General features: G+C 66.1%; 14 protein-coding genes, 1 tRNA gene, 1 other RNA gene and 1 pseudogene. 5 read left to right on the forward strand and 12 right to left on the reverse strand.

Going from position 1 to position 16,031, the window contains the following annotated elements:
* Positions 1 to 46: 46 nt before the first annotated feature.
* The gene (locus WCL10_RS19730; RefSeq protein ID WP_336897355.1) at positions 47 to 298 is read right to left on the reverse strand and encodes an Arm DNA-binding domain-containing protein; all 252 of its coding nucleotides are present in this window, start codon (positions 296 to 298) and stop codon (positions 47 to 49) included.
* Positions 299 to 494: 196 nt separating this feature from the next.
* Positions 495 to 580, reverse strand: a tRNA-Tyr gene (locus WCL10_RS19735).
* Between the two features lie 168 nt (positions 581 to 748).
* Here WCL10_RS19735 and rlmB point away from each other — a divergent pair.
* Both rlmB and WCL10_RS19745 read left to right on the forward strand, forming a co-directional pair.
* Positions 749 to 1,573 (forward strand): 23S rRNA (guanosine(2251)-2'-O)-methyltransferase RlmB, encoded by an 825-nt coding sequence (gene rlmB / locus WCL10_RS19740; protein ID WP_336897356.1) that lies wholly within the window; start codon positions 749 to 751, stop codon positions 1,571 to 1,573.
* Between the two features lie 39 nt (positions 1,574 to 1,612).
* Positions 1,613 to 2,512, forward strand: coding sequence for a hypothetical protein (locus WCL10_RS19745; RefSeq protein ID WP_336897357.1), 900 nt, complete (start codon positions 1,613 to 1,615; stop codon positions 2,510 to 2,512).
* A gap of 169 nt (positions 2,513 to 2,681) precedes the next feature.
* Here the strand turns inward: WCL10_RS19745 and WCL10_RS19750 are convergent, their stop codons facing one another.
* The 6 genes from WCL10_RS19750 to WCL10_RS19775 form a co-directional block, all read right to left on the reverse strand.
* Positions 2,682 to 2,954: an HU family DNA-binding protein gene (locus WCL10_RS19750; RefSeq protein ID WP_336897358.1), complete on the reverse strand. Its 273-nt coding sequence runs from the start codon at positions 2,952 to 2,954 to the stop codon at positions 2,682 to 2,684.
* 259 nt (positions 2,955 to 3,213) lie between these two features.
* Positions 3,214 to 5,619, reverse strand: a complete 2,406-nt coding sequence (lon, locus tag WCL10_RS19755) for an endopeptidase La (RefSeq protein WP_336897359.1) — start codon at positions 5,617 to 5,619, stop codon at positions 3,214 to 3,216.
* 169 nt (positions 5,620 to 5,788) lie between these two features.
* Positions 5,789 to 6,145 (reverse strand): hypothetical protein, encoded by a 357-nt coding sequence (locus WCL10_RS19760; protein ID WP_336897360.1) that lies wholly within the window; start codon positions 6,143 to 6,145, stop codon positions 5,789 to 5,791.
* Between the two features lie 57 nt (positions 6,146 to 6,202).
* Entirely contained in the window at positions 6,203 to 7,237 is a 1,035-nt protein-coding gene (locus WCL10_RS19765) for a VacJ family lipoprotein (protein ID WP_336897361.1), read from the reverse strand.
* Between the two features lie 187 nt (positions 7,238 to 7,424).
* A complete protein-coding gene (locus WCL10_RS19770) occupies positions 7,425 to 7,760 on the reverse strand; it encodes a YbaB/EbfC family nucleoid-associated protein (protein ID WP_336897362.1) in 336 nt (111 codons plus the stop codon).
* Positions 7,757 to 9,574, reverse strand: a complete 1,818-nt coding sequence (locus WCL10_RS19775) for a DNA polymerase III subunit gamma/tau (protein WP_336897363.1) — start codon at positions 9,572 to 9,574, stop codon at positions 7,757 to 7,759. The genes WCL10_RS19770 and WCL10_RS19775 overlap by 4 nt, the downstream gene beginning before the upstream one ends.
* Positions 9,575 to 9,667: 93 nt before the next feature.
* Here WCL10_RS19775 and WCL10_RS19780 point away from each other — a divergent pair, with 93 nt between their 5' ends.
* Both WCL10_RS19780 and WCL10_RS19785 read left to right on the forward strand, forming a co-directional pair.
* Positions 9,668 to 10,714 (forward strand): hypothetical protein, encoded by a 1,047-nt coding sequence (locus WCL10_RS19780; protein ID WP_336897364.1) that lies wholly within the window; start codon positions 9,668 to 9,670, stop codon positions 10,712 to 10,714.
* Between the two features lie 41 nt (positions 10,715 to 10,755).
* Positions 10,756 to 11,247, forward strand: a complete 492-nt coding sequence (locus tag WCL10_RS19785; RefSeq protein ID WP_336897365.1) for a DUF4188 domain-containing protein — start codon at positions 10,756 to 10,758, stop codon at positions 11,245 to 11,247.
* On the opposite strand, the gene ffs is transcribed toward WCL10_RS19785, so the two are convergent.
* From ffs to hrpB, 3 genes are all read right to left on the reverse strand, one after another.
* An RNA gene (ffs, locus tag WCL10_RS19790) (signal recognition particle sRNA small type) lies at positions 11,243 to 11,337 on the reverse strand. The two genes, WCL10_RS19785 and ffs, sit on opposite strands and share 5 nt — an antisense overlap.
* A 185-nt stretch (positions 11,338 to 11,522) precedes the next feature.
* Entirely contained in the window at positions 11,523 to 11,801 is a 279-nt protein-coding gene (locus WCL10_RS19795) for an ETC complex I subunit (protein WP_336897366.1), read from the reverse strand.
* 249 nt (positions 11,802 to 12,050) lie between these two features.
* Complete coding sequence (gene hrpB / locus WCL10_RS19800; RefSeq protein ID WP_336897367.1) at positions 12,051 to 14,504, reverse strand: ATP-dependent helicase HrpB; 2,454 nt, start codon at positions 14,502 to 14,504, stop codon at positions 12,051 to 12,053.
* A 136-nt stretch (positions 14,505 to 14,640) separates the two neighbouring features.
* Here hrpB and WCL10_RS19805 point away from each other — a divergent pair, with 136 nt between their 5' ends.
* On the forward strand, positions 14,641 to 15,657 hold the full coding sequence (locus WCL10_RS19805) for an aldo/keto reductase (RefSeq protein WP_336897368.1): 1,017 nt from the start codon (positions 14,641 to 14,643) through the stop codon (positions 15,655 to 15,657).
* Between the two features lie 138 nt (positions 15,658 to 15,795).
* Here the strand turns inward: WCL10_RS19805 and WCL10_RS19810 are convergent.
* Positions 15,796 to 16,031, reverse strand: a pseudogene (locus WCL10_RS19810) (hypothetical protein); the annotation flags it as partial.

The following is a 16,031-nucleotide window of genomic DNA, read 5'->3' on the forward strand; positions in this document are numbered from 1 at the left end:
CTTCCATAGGCCGGACTCTAATCATTCCTGGATGGAAATCAGGGGGTCACGTCAGGACGTCGCGCTTGTCGACTTTTGCGACCTTGCGAAGCTCGCTTGCTCGCATGCGGGCCTCTGCAAGCGAAACAAGTTTCGCGCTGCCCAGTCCGATGTCCTGACGCTTGCCGTCGCGCTGTAGACGCAGAAGCCAATAGGCACCGCCTCGTTTGTCGATCTTCAGAAACAGCCCGTCACCGTCCTGGTAGGTTCCCGGATTCGACATGGCTGCCTTGACCGCAAGAACTGTGAGATTGCCCACAATTTACCCCCACATTCTCTCCCCACACATCGGGGAAGGAAAAGTGTGGGGGTAAGTCATTCACCCCCACGTTACCCCCACACTTGGGCTTGGCTGCACGCAAATCAGCGTGGCGTCATGCGGACGATGGATGTAAGAATATGCCCGGAATTACTGGACTTCTAGGGCTTTTTGAGGATCTCTGTGGAGAGGCTGGTGGTGGACAGGGCTAGATTCGAACTAGCGTACGCTTGCGCGGGCAGATTTACAGTCTGCTGCCTTTAACCACTCGGCCACCTGTCCACACCAGTGCTGCCGGTGCGAGGGCGAGCCCCCGATTGTGCACCGCGCCTTGTTGAAAAAGCGCGGCTCCGGCCGAGTGAGGCGCCCCTTTGGCGAAGCACCGCTTGCCTGTCAATGGGTCGGCTGGCATGGGCAGTGCGATATTTTGACAGACGGAAAAACCACGAGATGCCAAGGCGCGATGAAAACTCCCCCCGTTCGAAGCCGATGCGGGGCCGCGCCGGACGGATGCAGGGCGGGCGCGGGTCGGGCCGGGCATCGACGGGTGCGGTGCGGCTCTGGGGCCGCCATGCGGTCGAGGCCGCGCTGACCAACCCGGAGCGCGTTGCGAAGAAGCTCTGGGGCACGCGTGAGGCGATCCAGGAACTGCTCGACGACAACGACGCCGAGCTGCCACCCTCGCTGCCGGTCGAATACGCGCAGGCCCTCGATCTGGCGCGCCTTGTCGCGCGCGATGCGCCGCATCAGGGCCTTGTGCTCGAATGCCTGGCGCTCGATGATGTCGCTCTGCCCGATGCGATCGAGGAAGCCGATGGCCGCACGCTGGTTATCCTCGACCAAGTGACCGACCCGCACAACGTCGGCGCGATCCTGCGCAGCTGCGCCGCCTTCGATGTCGCCGCGATCATAACGCAGGACCGCCACGCCCCGCCTGAATCCGGAACGCTCGCCAAGGCCGCCTCGGGCGCACTGGAAGTCGTTCCGTGGGTGCGGGTGGTCAATCTCGCCCGCGCGCTCGAGGTGATTGCCGAAGCCGGCTACTGGCGCATAGGGCTCGATGGCGAGGGCAGCGCGGTGTTCCCGGCGGCCGTCCCCGCCGGCCCGGTCGCCCTCGTGCTCGGCGCGGAAGGCGAAGGCCTCAGGCACAATGTTGCGCAGCATTGCGATTCCATCGCGCGGCTGCCGATTGCCTCGGCGGTGGAAAGCCTCAATGTTTCGAATGCGGCAGCAATTGCGCTCTATGCTGTCGCGACTCGCGGGGATGCCGACTGATCCGGCCCATACCCCGCTCGCGAAAAGGGGGGACTGGCCATGATTGCCCATCGCAGGATCGCAGCCGCGCTGACCGCCGCCGCCATGCTTCTCGTGCTTGCCGGCTGCATGGTGCTACCAGGGCGCTTCACCAGCGATCTGGCGCTGCGCAAGGACGGCACGTTCACGTTCCACTATAAAGGCGAGATCATTCTCGCCGCGCTGGCGCAGGGCGCGAAGGGGGCCAAGATGGAGGAGGCCACAGCCGAACCCTTCGAGCAGCAGCCCTGCACCGATCCGACCACCGATGAGACGCACGACTGCAGCGCCGCCGAAATCGCGCAGCAGCGCGCGAAGTGGAACGACGAGCAGAAGGAGCGCAAGGCCGCCAAGGCTGAGGAGAACGCACAGAACCGCAAGATGATGCAGTCCATGATGGGCGGCATCGATCCCGATGATCCCAAGGCTGCCGAAGCCTTCGCGCAGCGCCTTGCCCGCCAGCAGGGTTTCACCTCCGTCGTGAGCAAGGGCGGAGGCAAATTCGAGGTAGATTACTCCATTTCGGGTCGGCTTGACCACGATTTCACTTTCCCCACGATCGAGCGCCTGCCGATGGTCATGCCGTTCGTGACGGCGATTCGCCGCAGCGATGGCAGCGTGCGGGTGGACGCGCCCGCTTTCAGCACAGCGGCGGCCAATCCGGTCATGCCGGGGCTCGGCGCCATGGCCGGCGCGATGGGCGGCCTGAAGGAGACATCCAAGGCCGGATCGAAGCCGGGCATGGGCGGCCCGCCGATCGCCGAGGGCACCTTCACCGTGCGCACCGATGGCCAGATCCTGGCCAACAACACCGATGAAGGCCCGCAGGCCGAAGCTGCCAGTGGGCTTACCCGGCTCGACTGGAAGGTGGATGCCCGCACCAGCGCCGCGCCGACCGCGCTGATCAAGCTCGGGAAGTAGGCCGAAATACACCTCCGACCCGTCTGCGGCGGCCCACCTCCCCATTTGTACCTGCGGCAGAAATGGGGGGAGTAGACGCAAAAACGCCGCGCCGATTCCCCGGCGCGGCGTTTTTGATGCGGCTTGCGCGCCTGCCCTGCCGGGCGCGCGCACGAAGGACCGCTCGGTCTTAGTTGACGGAGTCCTTGAGGCCCTTGCCGGCCTTGAACTTGGGCTGCGAAGAAGCCTTGATCGACATCGGTTCTCCGGTGCGGGGATTGCGGCCGGTGGAGGCTTTGCGCTTGGCGACCGAGAAGGTGCCGAAACCGACCAGACGCACTTCATCACCAGCTGCGAGCGCTGCGGTCACGCTGTCGAACACGGCTTCAACCGCCTTGGTCGCGTCACCCTTCGAAAGGCCGCTCGCGTCGGCCACTGCGCTGATCAGATCATTCTTGTTCATTGCGGAACCCCCTTTGGCTTTTTTCCACTCAACCGTTTGCCGGAATCGAAATTCGGGCCGGGGGAAGAGAGCCGAGAAAGAATCGGCTGTCAAAGCCAAAAAGGCCCGGATTCGTCGGTTTATCCCCGAAATCCGGCGTGTTTTTGACCAGTTGGGCCCGCCCACACCTTCAGGGGGCGTGGGCGGGCCCAACAGGGATCGATGCTGCAACGCAAGGGTGCAGCATGAAAACTCATGCTGCACTGCAGTTTGCAAGGTATCAATGCGCCGTCGGTGATGCACTCCCTGGGGCCAGCGGAGCTGCCGGCTGAGCGGCCAGATCATCCGCCTCGGTCCATTCGATCGCCTCGGTCGGCGCGGTCAGCGCATGCGCCAGCACTTCATCGACATGGGACACCGGCACGATCTCGAGGCCTTCCTTGATGTTCGCCGGAATCTCGGCAAGGTCCTTGCGGTTCTCCTCGGGGATAAGCACCGTCTTGATGCCCCCGCGCAGCGCCGCAAGCAGCTTTTCCTTGAGCCCGCCAATCGCCAGCACCCGTCCGCGCAGCGTAACCTCGCCGGTCATCGCCACATCGGCACGCACCGGAATGCCGGTGAGCGTCGAGACCATCGCCGTCACCATGCCAACGCCCGCGCTCGGCCCGTCCTTTGGCACCGCGCCTTCGGGCAAGTGGATGTGCAGGTCCTTGCGATTGAAGATCGAGGGCTTGATGCCGTAGCCCGGCCCGCGCGCCTTGACGAAGCTGAACGCCATCTGGACGCTCTCGCTCATCACCTCGCCAAGCTTGCCGGTGGTCTTGACCGCGCCCTTGCCAGGCACCGTCACGCTCTCGATCGTCAGCAATTCGCCGCCCACTTCGGTCCAGGCAAGGCCCGTCACCGCGCCGACCTGGTTCTCCTCGTCGGAGACGCCGTGGCGGAACTTGCGCACGCCCGAGAAGTCCGCAAGGTTTTCCGGCGTGATCGTTACTGCGGCTTCCTTCTTCTCAAGGATGCGCCGCAGCGCCTTGCGCGCCAGCCGCGCGATCTCGCGCTCCAGCGTGCGCACCCCGGCCTCGCGGGTGTAGTAGCGGATGAGGTCGCGCAGCGCCGCCTGCTCCAGCGTGAACTCGCCGGCCTTCAGCCCATGCGCCTCGATCTGCTTGGCAATCAGATGCCGCTCGGCAATCTCGACCTTCTCGTCCTCGGTATAGCCCTCGAGCCGGATGATCTCCATGCGGTCAAGCAGCGCCTGCGGCAGGTTGAGGCTGTTCGCGGTGCAAACGAACATCACGTCCGACAGATCGAGATCAAGCTCCAGATAGTGGTCCTGGAACTTGCTGTTCTGTTCCGGGTCAAGCACCTCGAGCAGCGCCGAGGCGGGATCGCCGCGGAAATCCTGGCCGAGCTTGTCGATCTCATCGAGCAGGAACAGCGGGTTCGCGGTGCCGGCCTTCTTGAGGTTGGTCACGATCTTGCCCGGCAGCGAGCCGATATATGTGCGGCGGTGGCCACGGATCTCGGCCTCGTCGCGCACACCGCCCAAGGACTGGCGCACGAACTGGCGGCCGGTCGCCTTGGCGATCGACTTGCCCAGCGAGGTCTTGCCCACGCCCGGCGGGCCGACGAGGCACAGGATCGGCCCCTTCAGCTTGTTGGTGCGCGCCTGCACTGCCAGATACTCGATGATCCGGTCCTTGACCTTGTCGAGCGCATAGTGATCGGCATCGAGCACGGCCTGCGCCGCGGCGATGTCCTTCTTCAGCTTCGACTTCTTGCCCCAGGGCAGGCCCAGCAGCACATCGAGGTAATTGCGGATGACCGTTGCTTCCGCGCTCATCGGCTGCATCGTGCGCAGCTTCTTGAGCTCGGCGTTGGCCTTGGCGCGCGCTTCCTTCGAAAGCCTGAGCTTCTCGATCTTTTCCTGCAGCTCGGCAATCTCGTTGCCCTCGCCGTCATCGCCGCCGCCGAGTTCAGACTGGATCGCCTTCAACTGCTCGTTGAGGTAGTACTCGCGCTGCGTCTTCTCCATCTGGCGCTTCACGCGCCCGCGGATCTTGCGCTCCACCTGCAGCACGCCAAGCTCGCCCTCCATGAACGAGAGCACCATCTCGAGCCGCTTCATCGGATCGGCCTCGGCAAGCACCGCCTGCTTTTCGGCAACGCGCGCGGCCAGGTTTGCCGCGACCGCGTCGGCCAGCTTGCCAGCGTCCTCGATATCGCCCAGCTGCGAGCCGGCGTCCTGCGGCAGCTTCTTCGAAAGCTTGGCATATTCGCCGAACTGATCGACCACCGAGCGCATCATGCCCGCCACCTCGGCACCCGAGACGACTTCCGGCTCGATCACCTCGACTTCGGCAACGACCAGCTCGCCGTCGCTCGTTGTCTCGGGCCGCAGCGAATTCAGCTCCGCGCGGCGATGCCCCTCGACGAGCACGCGCACGGTGCCATCGGGCAGCTTGAGCAGCTGGAGCACCGTGGCGATCACCCCGGTATCATAGAGGTCATCACGGTCCGGATCGTCGCAGCCGGGATCGAGCTGCGCGAGAAGGAAGATCTCCTTCGATCCGGCCATAGCCGCCTCAAGCGCGGCGACCGATTTCTCGCGGCCAACGAAGAGCGGCACGACCATGCCGGGAAACACGACAATGTCGCGCAGGGGAAGCAGGGGGTAGCTTGTCATGTGCGTCAATTCCATTCGCCCCGCCGCTGGGAGAGGACGGCGGGTTCTTGGATGTGAATATGGGAGCCCGCCCCCCCGCCCGCAATGGCCCGTTGTACCGGGGTTGTGGATGAGGGCCCCGAATTCGGGCGCGGCCAGCAGACCTCAGGCACCGGCCCCGGTTTGCCGCTTAACCTTGGTTCGGCTGGCCGGCGATGCGGGACAGTTTCTCGCAAGCCTCCCGCAGAGGCGCCGCGGGGATCCCATCGGAGTCCCGACGGAGTCTCTCCAGGATCTCGCCGACCAGTTCAGGGTCGCCCGACCGCAAGGCGAAATCGGCGATACCCTCGAGAATGAAAGTACCCATGGTCTTCCGCTGCCAAGGCGTGACCAACAGCCCCCAGGCCTTCTCGTATTCTGCGATGGCCTCGCGATACCTGGACAGGTTGAACCCGTAATAGTCACCATCGCCAAGCCAATGATCTATGGCCTGCCATCCCATAAAGCCCAGTTCAGCTATCAGTCGGGAGCGATCTGCGTCTGACATAGGTTCAGTCATAAGCCGGCAATAACGCCACTCGCTGAATCGAGCTAGCGCCCCGGCTCAGGGAATTGATTGCACCACCGGCTCCGAGATAAACACTGGCGGCGGCGCAGGCGCTGGCGGGGCCGAGGGTGCCGTTACTTCTGGTGCGGGAGGGGGTACGGGTGCCTGCATCGGCGCCGGTGTCGTCACCGGCTCCTCATCCTGCTCCATCACCTTCTTTTCGGCGGCTGATACCGACCCTGCCGCAGCGCCCACCGGCCGTGCGAAGGGACCATAGCGAACCTGGCCCTTCACCAGTGGCCCACGCCCGTGCAGCGCCTCGATCTGGTCGATCCGCGATTGCAGGTAGACACGGCGATACGTCGAATAGGGATCAGCTGCATCGCGCAGGCGCTTGAAATCCTCGTCCGCCTCGGTGCGATAGTCGAGCGCGTCTATCACGTTGATCGGAATGGCGTAATATGGCTTGTTGAACGGCGTCCCCACGCCCAGCGGCACTACCAGCCGGTCTGCAATCAGACCGACCAGATCGCGCACCGTTGTCGGCCCGACCAGCGGCAGGAACAAGTACGGCCCCGGCCCGACGCCGTAATAGCCCAGCACATTGGCAAGGCCGTTCTGGCGATAGGGCAGGTTGAACGGCTTGCTCCGCGCCACATCGATCGTGCCGCCAAGCCCGATGGTCGAATTGATTCCGAACCGCCCGACGGTCTCGAATGCCTTGCCGGGCTTGATCTCCAGCAGGTAGGCAATCGCCACCACCGGCTCGCGCACGTTGCGGATGAAATTGCGCAAGGCCATGCGCAGCGGGCGCGGCACGTCCTTTTCATAGCCCGCCGCTACCGGGCCGACGAACTTGTCGTCGACCGTCTGCAGCACTTCGTACGACTTCTCATTGGCGCGGGCGAGCGGGTCCTCGGGCGGAGCCTTGATCGAGCCGGATACAACGATTTCGCCTGGCAGCGGGGGAAGTTGGTCAGGCGCTGATGCGGCTGGCTTCGCGCCAGCCGGCGGGGCTGAGGCAGGCGCCGCAGGAGCAGCCAAAGGAGCGGCCGGGGCGGGCGGAACTTCGGCAGGCAGGGCGCTGGCCAAGGCAGCGGCAGCAAGCAGGGCAAATGCGCTCAGGGGAAACGACCTTTATGCGGCGCCGGCGGGAACCGCGCGTCCGTTCAATTTTTGTGACAATTCTATATAGCGCCGTGACACACAAAGCGCCAGCCTGTGCTGTCTTGGCCGCGCGGCAAAGCGCCCCGTGTCTGCGCCCGGTGTCCCGCCCCGATCAGAAAGGCAGCTTGAACCCCGGCGGAATGCCTGCCGCCATCTGCACTTTCTGCATTTCCTCCGCAGCGGCGGCATCGGCGCGCTGGCGGCAATCGTTGAATGCGGCGGCAACGAGGTCTTCGAGAATGCCCTTCTCGGCCTTGTCCATCAGGCTGTCGTCGATCGAAACCCCGATCACCCGTCCCTTTGCCGAGGCGCGGATTCTCACCAGTCCGCCACCCGCGACGCCTTCAACTTCGATGGCATCGAGCTTGCCTTGCGCCTCTTCCATCTGCTTCTGGATCGTCTGGGCGGCGGCCTGCGCGGCCTGGATCATCTCTTCCATCGACTTCATGCGCGTTTGCTCCAAGATTTCTGGGATTGCGGCGATATAGTCGCCTCATCGATCATTTCAGCCCCCGGAAACGCGGCAAAAGCCGCGCGAACCAGCGGGTTCTCGCGCAGCGCCGCTTCTTCGCGCGCCGCCGACGCCGCGCGCGCTTCCTCGAGCGCGGGCATGGCGCCGCCCTGCTCGGCCGTGCGCTCGACCTGCCATTGCCCGCCGGTTGCGCCTTCCAGACCCCGCCGCATGTCCATCGTGGGATCGCCCGGAATGCCCGGCGCCAGCGCATAGACAAGGCGGCCCGGGGTGAGCGAAACCACGCGCACCGAAAGCCGCATCGCCGATCCGATCAGCGGAGAGAGTTGCTCGACCGCCTCGACCAGCCGCGCCCACTCTGCCGAGACCGCTTCCACGCTCGGCGGCGCGGCGGCCATCGTTGCAGATGCACCCGCCGGCGCGGCGGCCGCCTGCATTGCCGGCGGGTTCGCCGCGAAAGCTTCAAGCTGTTTGATCAGTCCGCCCGGATCGGGCAAGTCAGCCGCGTGCATCACCCGCAGCAGCGCCATTTGCGCCGCCACCAGCGGATCAGGCGCGCCGCGCACTTCGTCATAGCCCTTGAGCAGCAGCTGCCACAGCCGGTGCAGCGCGCCAGCGCCCAGCCGCTTCGCCCAGCCCTCCAGCGCGTCACGCTCCTCGCTCGAGCGCGCGTCGGCCTTGCCCGCGATCTGCGTGACGGTCACTTTATGGACGAGATCGAGCTGCGCACGCATCATCGCGGTGGGCTCGATCCCCAGCGCATATTGCGCGGCCACTTCCTCCAGCACGGCATCGCCCTTGCCGCCGATCACCGCGGCAAACAGGCGCCGCTGCATGGTCTTGTCGGCCAGCCCCAGCATCTCGCGGACCTGCTCGGCGGTCACGTCCCCGCCGCCTGCCATGTCGGCATGGCTGATTGCCTGGTCGAGGATCGACAGCCCGTCACGCACCGAACCTTCGGCCGCAGCCGCGATCATCGCCAGCGCCTCGTCCTCGGCCGCGACGCTTTCCGCCTCGCACACCTTCCCGAAATGCGCCGCCAGCACCGGCGTCTGGATACGGCGCAAGTCAAACCGCTGGCAGCGCGACAGCACCGTCACTGGCAGCTTGTCGACTTCGGTCGTGGCAAAGAGGAATTTCACGTGCCCCGGCGGTTCCTCCAGCGTCTTCAGCAGCGCGTTGAACGCGTTGCGGCTGAGCATGTGGACTTCGTCGATGATGTAGATCTTGTACCGCGCCGAAACCGCTGCATAGCGCACAGCCTCGATGATCTCGCGCACGTCGTCGACGCCGGTGTGGCTTGCCGCGTCCATCTCGATCACGTCGATGTGCCGCCCCTCGGCAATCGCGACGCAAGGCTCGCAAACCCCGCACGGATCGATCGTCGGCCCGCCCTCGCCGTCCGGCCCGATGCAGTTCAAGGCCTTGGCGATCAGCCGCGCGGTCGAGGTCTTGCCCACCCCGCGCACGCCGGTCATCAGGAAGGCATGCGCCAGCCGCCCGCGCCGGATCGCATTGCCCAGCGTCTGCACCATCGCGTCCTGACCGATCAGCTCGGCAAAAGTCTGCGGCCGGTACTTGCGCGCGAGCACGCGGTAGGGCTGGCCTGCAGGCGCAGCTGCCACCGGAGCCGCCGCCCGCTCCTCGCGCACGACATCTGCCGCCGGAGCGGGCGCCGGATCACCGAACATCGATGCCTGCCCTGCCGCCTCAAGCTCCGCCGCGCTCGGGGTGTCGTCCTCGGGCTCGTCGTCGATCGGGTCGCCAAACATGTCGGTGGAATCGGCCATGGCCCCTGATTAGGCGCTTGGCGGGCAATTGTCGAAGGGCTCGCTGCACGATAGCGTGCATGACAGGCAGGGAGGAGACGTCCGGTGCGCATCATGATCGGAGTTCTTGCGCTGGCGCTGGCACCGATCACTGCGCGCGCCGCCGACCCCGTGGCACCGCCCGTCCCCGATGCCGCGCTGCTCGCACGGATGTGCTCGCCCGGCGGTGCGATGCAGTTCACCTTCGGCCAGACGGGTGTCCCTGGTAGCAGCCGGATCGAATCGGACCTCGGCCAAGGCTATGCCCTGCCCGATAGCTTCGCCCCATTCAGCGGCGCCCAGCCCCGCGCAACCCAGTGGTCCGGCCAGTTCATGGAAATGACCTACAAGGTCCCGATGCCCAAGGAAGCGGCCGAGCCCTATGCCCCGCACCTTGCCGAAGCGCTCGCCGCCGCCGGATGGACCAACGCCGATATGGAAGACGGCCAGCAGCCGCTCTACCTCATGGGCTATGGCGGCGGCCACACTTTCGCCCGCCCGGTCGGCGAGGGCGCTTCGGCCACGCGGGTCCTGGCCCATGTGGATTATGGTCTCGGCGAACTCACGCTGACCTGCGGCCGCGACGATCTGCTGAAGGTCCACGCCCGTGAGGCGTTTGGAGACCTGCCCCCCGGCACGCCCCGCCCGGCTCCGCCCGAAATCCCGCTGCCTCCGGTCACACTCGCGGCCGACTGCCAGGATCCAGCCAAGCTTGCGGCGATGACCGCCAGCCTGGCCGACCACTCGAGCGATTCCTACATCGGCCTCATGATCGCGCGCACCTCGTGGCGCGACCGACTGACCCAGTGGATGACATGGAAGCTCGAAAGTTCAGGCAAGGTCAGCAAGGACCGCATGTTCAAGCTCATCCTGAGCTCAGTTGGATCGGCCAGCCCCGGCGGCAATCCACTCGCCACTCTGGCGATGCTGCCCGACCTGTTCGCGTTGGTCGAACGCATGGGAAAGGCGGAACAAGCCCATGACCAGAACGGCGTCTGCCACGGCGTGGTCGATTTCCGTGCCTTCATCGCCAAGGCTGATGCGCTGACGCTCAATCAGACCAAGGCCTTGCAGGCCACGCTGCAAGCCGAAGCCGCACGGCTGGGTGTCTCGCTCGATTGAGCGGCATTGACAGACAGGTTGCAAGGCGCAACCTTCCCTCCATGAGCAAGATCACCCCCGGCCGTATGACCGCAGCCCATGAAGGGCCGCTGGTCGTTTTCGTGATCGGCATGCGGATCAACCACTTTCACAAGCCCGGCAAGTGGCTGCCGGTGGTCAACGCGATGGGCCCGATGATCGCGGAGCTGTCGCGCAATCCTGAAAGCGGCTTCCTCGGCACCGAGTACATGCTGCGCAGCCTGCGCACGATCGTGCTGCTGCAATACTGGCGCGATTTCGACGCCCTCGAGGCCTATGCCCGCGCCCGCGACCAGAAGCACTGGCCCGCCTGGACCGCGTTCAACAAGGCGGTGGGCAATGACGGCACCGTCGGCATCTATCACGAAACCTACGTCGTCCCCGCCCACGGTAGCGAGACGATCTACGCCAATATGGTGCCCTTCGGCCTCGGCAAAGTCAGCGGCACGGTGCCCGCGACAGGCTCGCGCAACGAAGCGCGTTCTCGCATGAAGGGCATATCTGCGGGGGACTGAAGGAGCCGGGCGACCCGCCGCACATCGTTGTGGCTGCTTCCTTCCGGACCTGACCAGGTTGGCGACAGCTAACGTCCGCCCGACTCCCGCGGCGCATATGGCGGGGCTGACCGGAAATTGCAATCCTCTGCAAGGTCCTCTCCATTTTCACGCAGTGCAAATGGAGAGGTAGCAGCCTGAAGGGCTGACGGAGGGGGCCTTACCCCTCTACCACCCGCTGCGCGGGCGGTCCCCCTCCCCCCTTGTGCTTCGCAAAAGCGGGGAGGACTGATGCCTTACCGAAAATTGTCCGCGTAGCTCTGCAGCTTCAGCCGCCGCGGCGGCGTGGTGCTGACATGCGCGGCAATGCCGTACTTGTCGGCATAGGCTCTGGCCTCGTCTGCCGAGGCAAACGTCAGCACGACCTGCACCTGCGTATCGCCCGATCCGGCCCAACCCATAAGCGGATCAGGCCGCCGTGCCTCGGCCGGGGCGAATTCGAGAACCCACTGGTCGATGCGCGATTTGCCCGATTGCATGGCATTCTTCGGGCGCTGGTAGATGCGTGCGGTCATGGCGCTCCCTTGGCCACGAATCATGGCCTAAATCAAGCCTGTGATAGCCCGGAACGGCGAGTTCGTCGCTCTGGATCCCCGCCTTCGCGGGGATGACGAAGGTTGGGGGTAGCCCTGCCAGTAATGTGCCCCCCTACGTCTTTGCCATCGCCTCCACCTCATCGTCAGCCCCCTACGTCTTCGCCCTGCCCCTTACTTCGTCGTCATCCCCGCGAAGGCGGGGATCCAGAGCGGCAATTCGCCACCCCCTCAGCGCTTGCCGGCCTCGAACGCGTTCTTGGTCCGCAAGCTCGCCTCTTCTTCCCACGGCGCGTCGGGCCAGCGGTGTCTGGGGTAGCGACCCTTCATATCCTTCACCACATCGCGCCACGAACCGCGCCAGAAGCCGGGCAGGTCCGCTGTCGTCTGAATCGGCTTCTGCCCCGGCGAAGTGAGCGACAGCAGCAGCGGCCTTGGCGGATCGCCGATCACCGGATGCCGATCGAGCCCGAAAAGCGCCTGCACCCGCAATTCGACCATCGGCCCGCCCTCATGCGCATAGTCGATCGCATGGCTCGTCCCGGCGGGCGAGCGGAACTCCGCCGGCGCCAGCCGGTCGAGCGCGGCGCGCGCATTCCAGTCTAGCCGCCCGAGCAGCGCCTCCTGCAGCTTGCCAGCCCCGATCTGGAAATCACGCCGCCCGGCCAGCAATGGCCCGAGCCACTCTTGCGCATCGGCCAGCAAGGCCGCCTCTGCCAGTTCGGAAAGCCGTGCGTGGCGCGCCCGTTCTAGCAGTGCCGCAGCCTTCTCGCCCTGCGGCAAGAGAACCAGCCCGTCGGCGCGCAGCCTTTCCAGAAGCAGCGCCTCGACCGCCGCCGGCTCCGGCGCAGGGTCGGGCACCCGCGCCAGCACCACCGCGCCCAGCCGCCGCTCCAGCCGCGCCTCCACGCGGGCCTCGGCAGCATTCCACGCCAGTGTGTGCCGCGCCTCGATCCGGTGCGCGAGATGCCGCGTGACCTCTGCCTCCTCCAGCGCGACTGCCGACGTGATCCGCGCGCCCTTGGCCTCGCCCTGCGCATCGCCGATCACCAGCCATGCGGCACGGACGAGCGAGCTCGCCGGATCGAGCCGATAGCCCCGCCCGCCCGAGGCCAGCCACTCCTCCCCGCTGCTCGACCGCGCCCGCGCGATCCGGTCCGGGAACGCTTCGGCGAGGAGCACGCCGAGCGGCACCTCGGTCCCACGCGACATGCCCGGCGGGACCAGCCGTTCCGCCGCTTTGGCCCACCGCGCCGCCAGAACCCGCGAAGCCTCGGCCCTCCCGCCCCGCTCGCGCGCCCAGCGCTCCAGCCGTGCGGCAAGGTCCTCGCCGCGCCCGCCAAGCCCGCGCTCCTGCAGGAGCAAGGCAAGCCGCGCTGCTTCCTCCGCCTGCCCCCGCGCCGCCGCATAAAGCAGCATATGCGCCAGCGCAGGTTCCATCGGCAGCGAGGCCATTGCCCGCCCGTGCGGGGTGATCCGCCCTTCCGCGTCCAGCGCCTCCAGCGCAACAAGCTGCCCCCGCGCGGCAGCCATCGCGGCAGCGGGCGGCGGATCGATCCATGCCATATCGACCGGATCACCTACGCCCCACTGCGCCAGCGTCAGGGCCAGGTGTGCCAGATCACTGGTCAAAATCTCCGGCGGATCGAAGGCCTCACGCCCCGCATGCGCCGCCTCTTCCCACAATCTGTAGGCCACACCCGGCCCTTGCCGCGCCGCACGCCCCGCGCGCTGTGCAGCCGATGCCTGGCTCGCACGCACTGTCACCAGCCGGGTCACGCCCGCGGCCTTGTCGAACTCCGCCCGGCGCGAAAGCCCCGCATCGACCACGATCCGCACGCCATCGAGCGTCAGCGAAGTCTCGGCAATGCTGGTCGCCAGCACCACCCGCCGCCGCCCTTGCGCGTCGCGCCGGATCGCCGCGCGCTGCCCGGCAGGCTCCACCTGTCCGTGGAGAGGCAGCACCAGTGCTTGCGGCAGGCGCTGCGCCAATAGGTCCGCGCACCGCTCGATCTGCGCCACGCCCGGCAGGAACGCGAGGATATCGCCTTCCTCCTCGCCCCAGGCCTGCACCACCGCGCTTGCCACCGCTTGCTCGGGCTTCAGATCGGGCCGCGAGCCCAGCCAGCGGATCGCCAAGGGATGCGCCTTGCCTTCGCTCTCAACCACCGCGCAATCGCCCAGCAGCCGCGCAAACCTTGCCCCATCGAGCGTGGCGGACATGACAACCAGCCTGAGATCATCGCGCAGCACCCCCTGCGCCTCGATGCCCAGCGCCAGCGCCAGATCGCTGCCCAGATTGCGCTCGTGCGCCTCGTCGAACAGCACCGCCGAAATCCCGGCCATCTCCGGATCGGCCAGCAGAGCCGAGACAAAAATCGCCTCGGTCATCACCACGATCCGCGTGCGGGCAGAGCGCTTGGCGTCCAGCCGGGTGACATACCCGACGGTCTCGCCCGCAGCTTCCCCCATCAACTCGGCCATGCGCTCCGCTGCCGCCCGCGCCGCCACCCGCCGAGGGCTCAACATCACGACCTGCCCCTTGCACCATGGCTCATGGATCAATGCGGGCGCCACCGCCGTCGTCTTGCCCGCCCCCGGCGGCGCGATCAGCACTGCCGAGGAACCGCCGCGCAAGGCGTCCAGGAGTTCGGGCAGCACGGCATGGATGGGAAGTTCGCTCACGCCCCAACCCCTAGGAAACCCGCGCCAGCCGCGCAATCACCCGCGACCCCTCCCCACTTTCGCTAGCGCCCCTACCTTGACCACCCCACAAGGCCGCGCCACCCTGCGGCGAAGATCATTTGGGAGAATACCAGTCATGCAGCACCGCCGCCTCGGCACCTCCGCCATTGTCGTTTCCGATATCTGCATGGGCACGATGACCTTCGGCAGCCAGGCCGACGAGGCGACCTCGCTGCGCATTCTCGACATGAGCTACGACGCGGGCATCAATTTCTACGACACCGCCGAAGGCTATCCAGTGCCGCCGGATATCAAGTGGGTCGGCCGTACCGAGGAAATCGTCGGCAAGTGGCTCAAGACCAAACCGCGCGATGCGATCATCATGGCCACCAAGGTCTCCGGCCCCAGCCACGTCTGGTTCAAGAGCCCAAAGCGCAACGGCATGACCGCGCTGGACCGCCACAACATCATCCGCGCCGTCGAAGACAGCCTGACCAAGCTCGGCACCGATTACATCGACCTCTACCAGACCCACTGGCCCGACCATGACACGTCCTATGAAGAAACCATGGAAGTGCTCGACGAACTGGTCCGCGCGGGCAAGGTTCGCGTGCTGGGCTGCTCGAACGAGACGTCGTGGGGCCTGATGAAATCGATCGAGGCCGCCAAGGCCGTCGGTGCCGCGCGCTACCACACGATCCAGAACAACTTCAGCCTCAACAACCGCCGCTTCGAAGATGAACTGGCGCAGGTCTGCCGCAAGGAAGGCGTGAGCCTGATCCCCTACTCGCCCATCGGCGGCGGCGTGCTGGCGTGCAAATACAGCGACGGCGCCCGCCCCGAAGGCGCGCGCTTCTCGAAGTACCTCGAAATGGGCGGCCGCCAGGCCAGCATGGCGCGCCGCTTCGTCAACGAGAAGTCGATCGCTTCGGCTGAACGCTTTGCAGCAATCGCCGCCGAGCACGGGCTCGACCCCGTCACCTTCGCGGTCGCCTGGTCGAAGCAGCACGATTTCGTTGCCTCGACCATCGTCGGCGTGACGACCGAAGAGCAGTGCACCCCGATTTTCGCCGCCACCGATCTGGTGCTGCCGGAGGAGGCGATGAAGGCGGTGAACGCGGTGAGCCGGGAGATCATGTACCCGATGGGGTAAAGCAAAGCGGGCAAGGGCCATCGCCCTTGCCCGCCTGCTACTTTTCTCGCCTTCCCCGCGAAGGCCGGGATCCGGAGCCCACCAGGAAAAGTGGTGCAAACCGGATTCCCGACCCCGCGGGGATGATGAAAGGCGGGATCACGCCACGATCAGGAAGTCCCCGAAGGCGAGGCCCGGATTGCCCGACAGCACAGCCACCTGGACGGCCTTGGTCGAGCCGGTGCCGTCCGCGTCGTAGAACAGCGCGCCGGTGGACGTGTTGTAGATCAGCCGGTCATCGGCATCGTGCGCCGCCGTGACATTCGCGCCCGACCAGAACGCCGCCGAGCTGATCGCGCCGGTGGCCGTGAAGGCCTTGAACACGGTCTGGTCCA

The sequence above is a fragment of the Novosphingobium sp. genome (genome assembly GCF_037133355.1).
Taxonomy (GTDB): domain Bacteria; phylum Pseudomonadota; class Alphaproteobacteria; order Sphingomonadales; family Sphingomonadaceae; genus Novosphingobium.

What these genes read in the sequence shown, in the direction of transcription:
- rlmB (WP_336897356.1), top strand. Translation starts at nt 749, where the DNA reads ATGCCAAGGCGCGATGAAAACTCCCCCCGTTCGAAGCCGATGCGGGGC.
- WCL10_RS19745 (WP_336897357.1), top strand. Translation starts at nt 1,613, where the DNA reads ATGATTGCCCATCGCAGGATCGCAGCCGCGCTGACCGCCGCCGCCATG.
- WCL10_RS19750 (WP_336897358.1), bottom strand. Translation starts at nt 2,954, where the DNA reads ATGAACAAGAATGATCTGATCAGCGCAGTGGCCGACGCGAGCGGCCTT.
- lon (WP_336897359.1), bottom strand. Translation starts at nt 5,619, where the DNA reads ATGACAAGCTACCCCCTGCTTCCCCTGCGCGACATTGTCGTGTTTCCC.
- WCL10_RS19760 (WP_336897360.1), bottom strand. Translation starts at nt 6,145, where the DNA reads ATGTCAGACGCAGATCGCTCCCGACTGATAGCTGAACTGGGCTTTATG.
- WCL10_RS19770 (WP_336897362.1), bottom strand. Translation starts at nt 7,760, where the DNA reads ATGAAGTCGATGGAAGAGATGATCCAGGCCGCGCAGGCCGCCGCCCAG.
- WCL10_RS19775 (WP_336897363.1), bottom strand. Translation starts at nt 9,574, where the DNA reads ATGGCCGATTCCACCGACATGTTTGGCGACCCGATCGACGACGAGCCC.
- WCL10_RS19780 (WP_336897364.1), top strand. Translation starts at nt 9,668, where the DNA reads ATGATCGGAGTTCTTGCGCTGGCGCTGGCACCGATCACTGCGCGCGCC.
- WCL10_RS19785 (WP_336897365.1), top strand. Translation starts at nt 10,756, where the DNA reads ATGAGCAAGATCACCCCCGGCCGTATGACCGCAGCCCATGAAGGGCCG.
- WCL10_RS19795 (WP_336897366.1), bottom strand. Translation starts at nt 11,801, where the DNA reads ATGACCGCACGCATCTACCAGCGCCCGAAGAATGCCATGCAATCGGGC.
- WCL10_RS19805 (WP_336897368.1), top strand. Translation starts at nt 14,641, where the DNA reads ATGCAGCACCGCCGCCTCGGCACCTCCGCCATTGTCGTTTCCGATATC.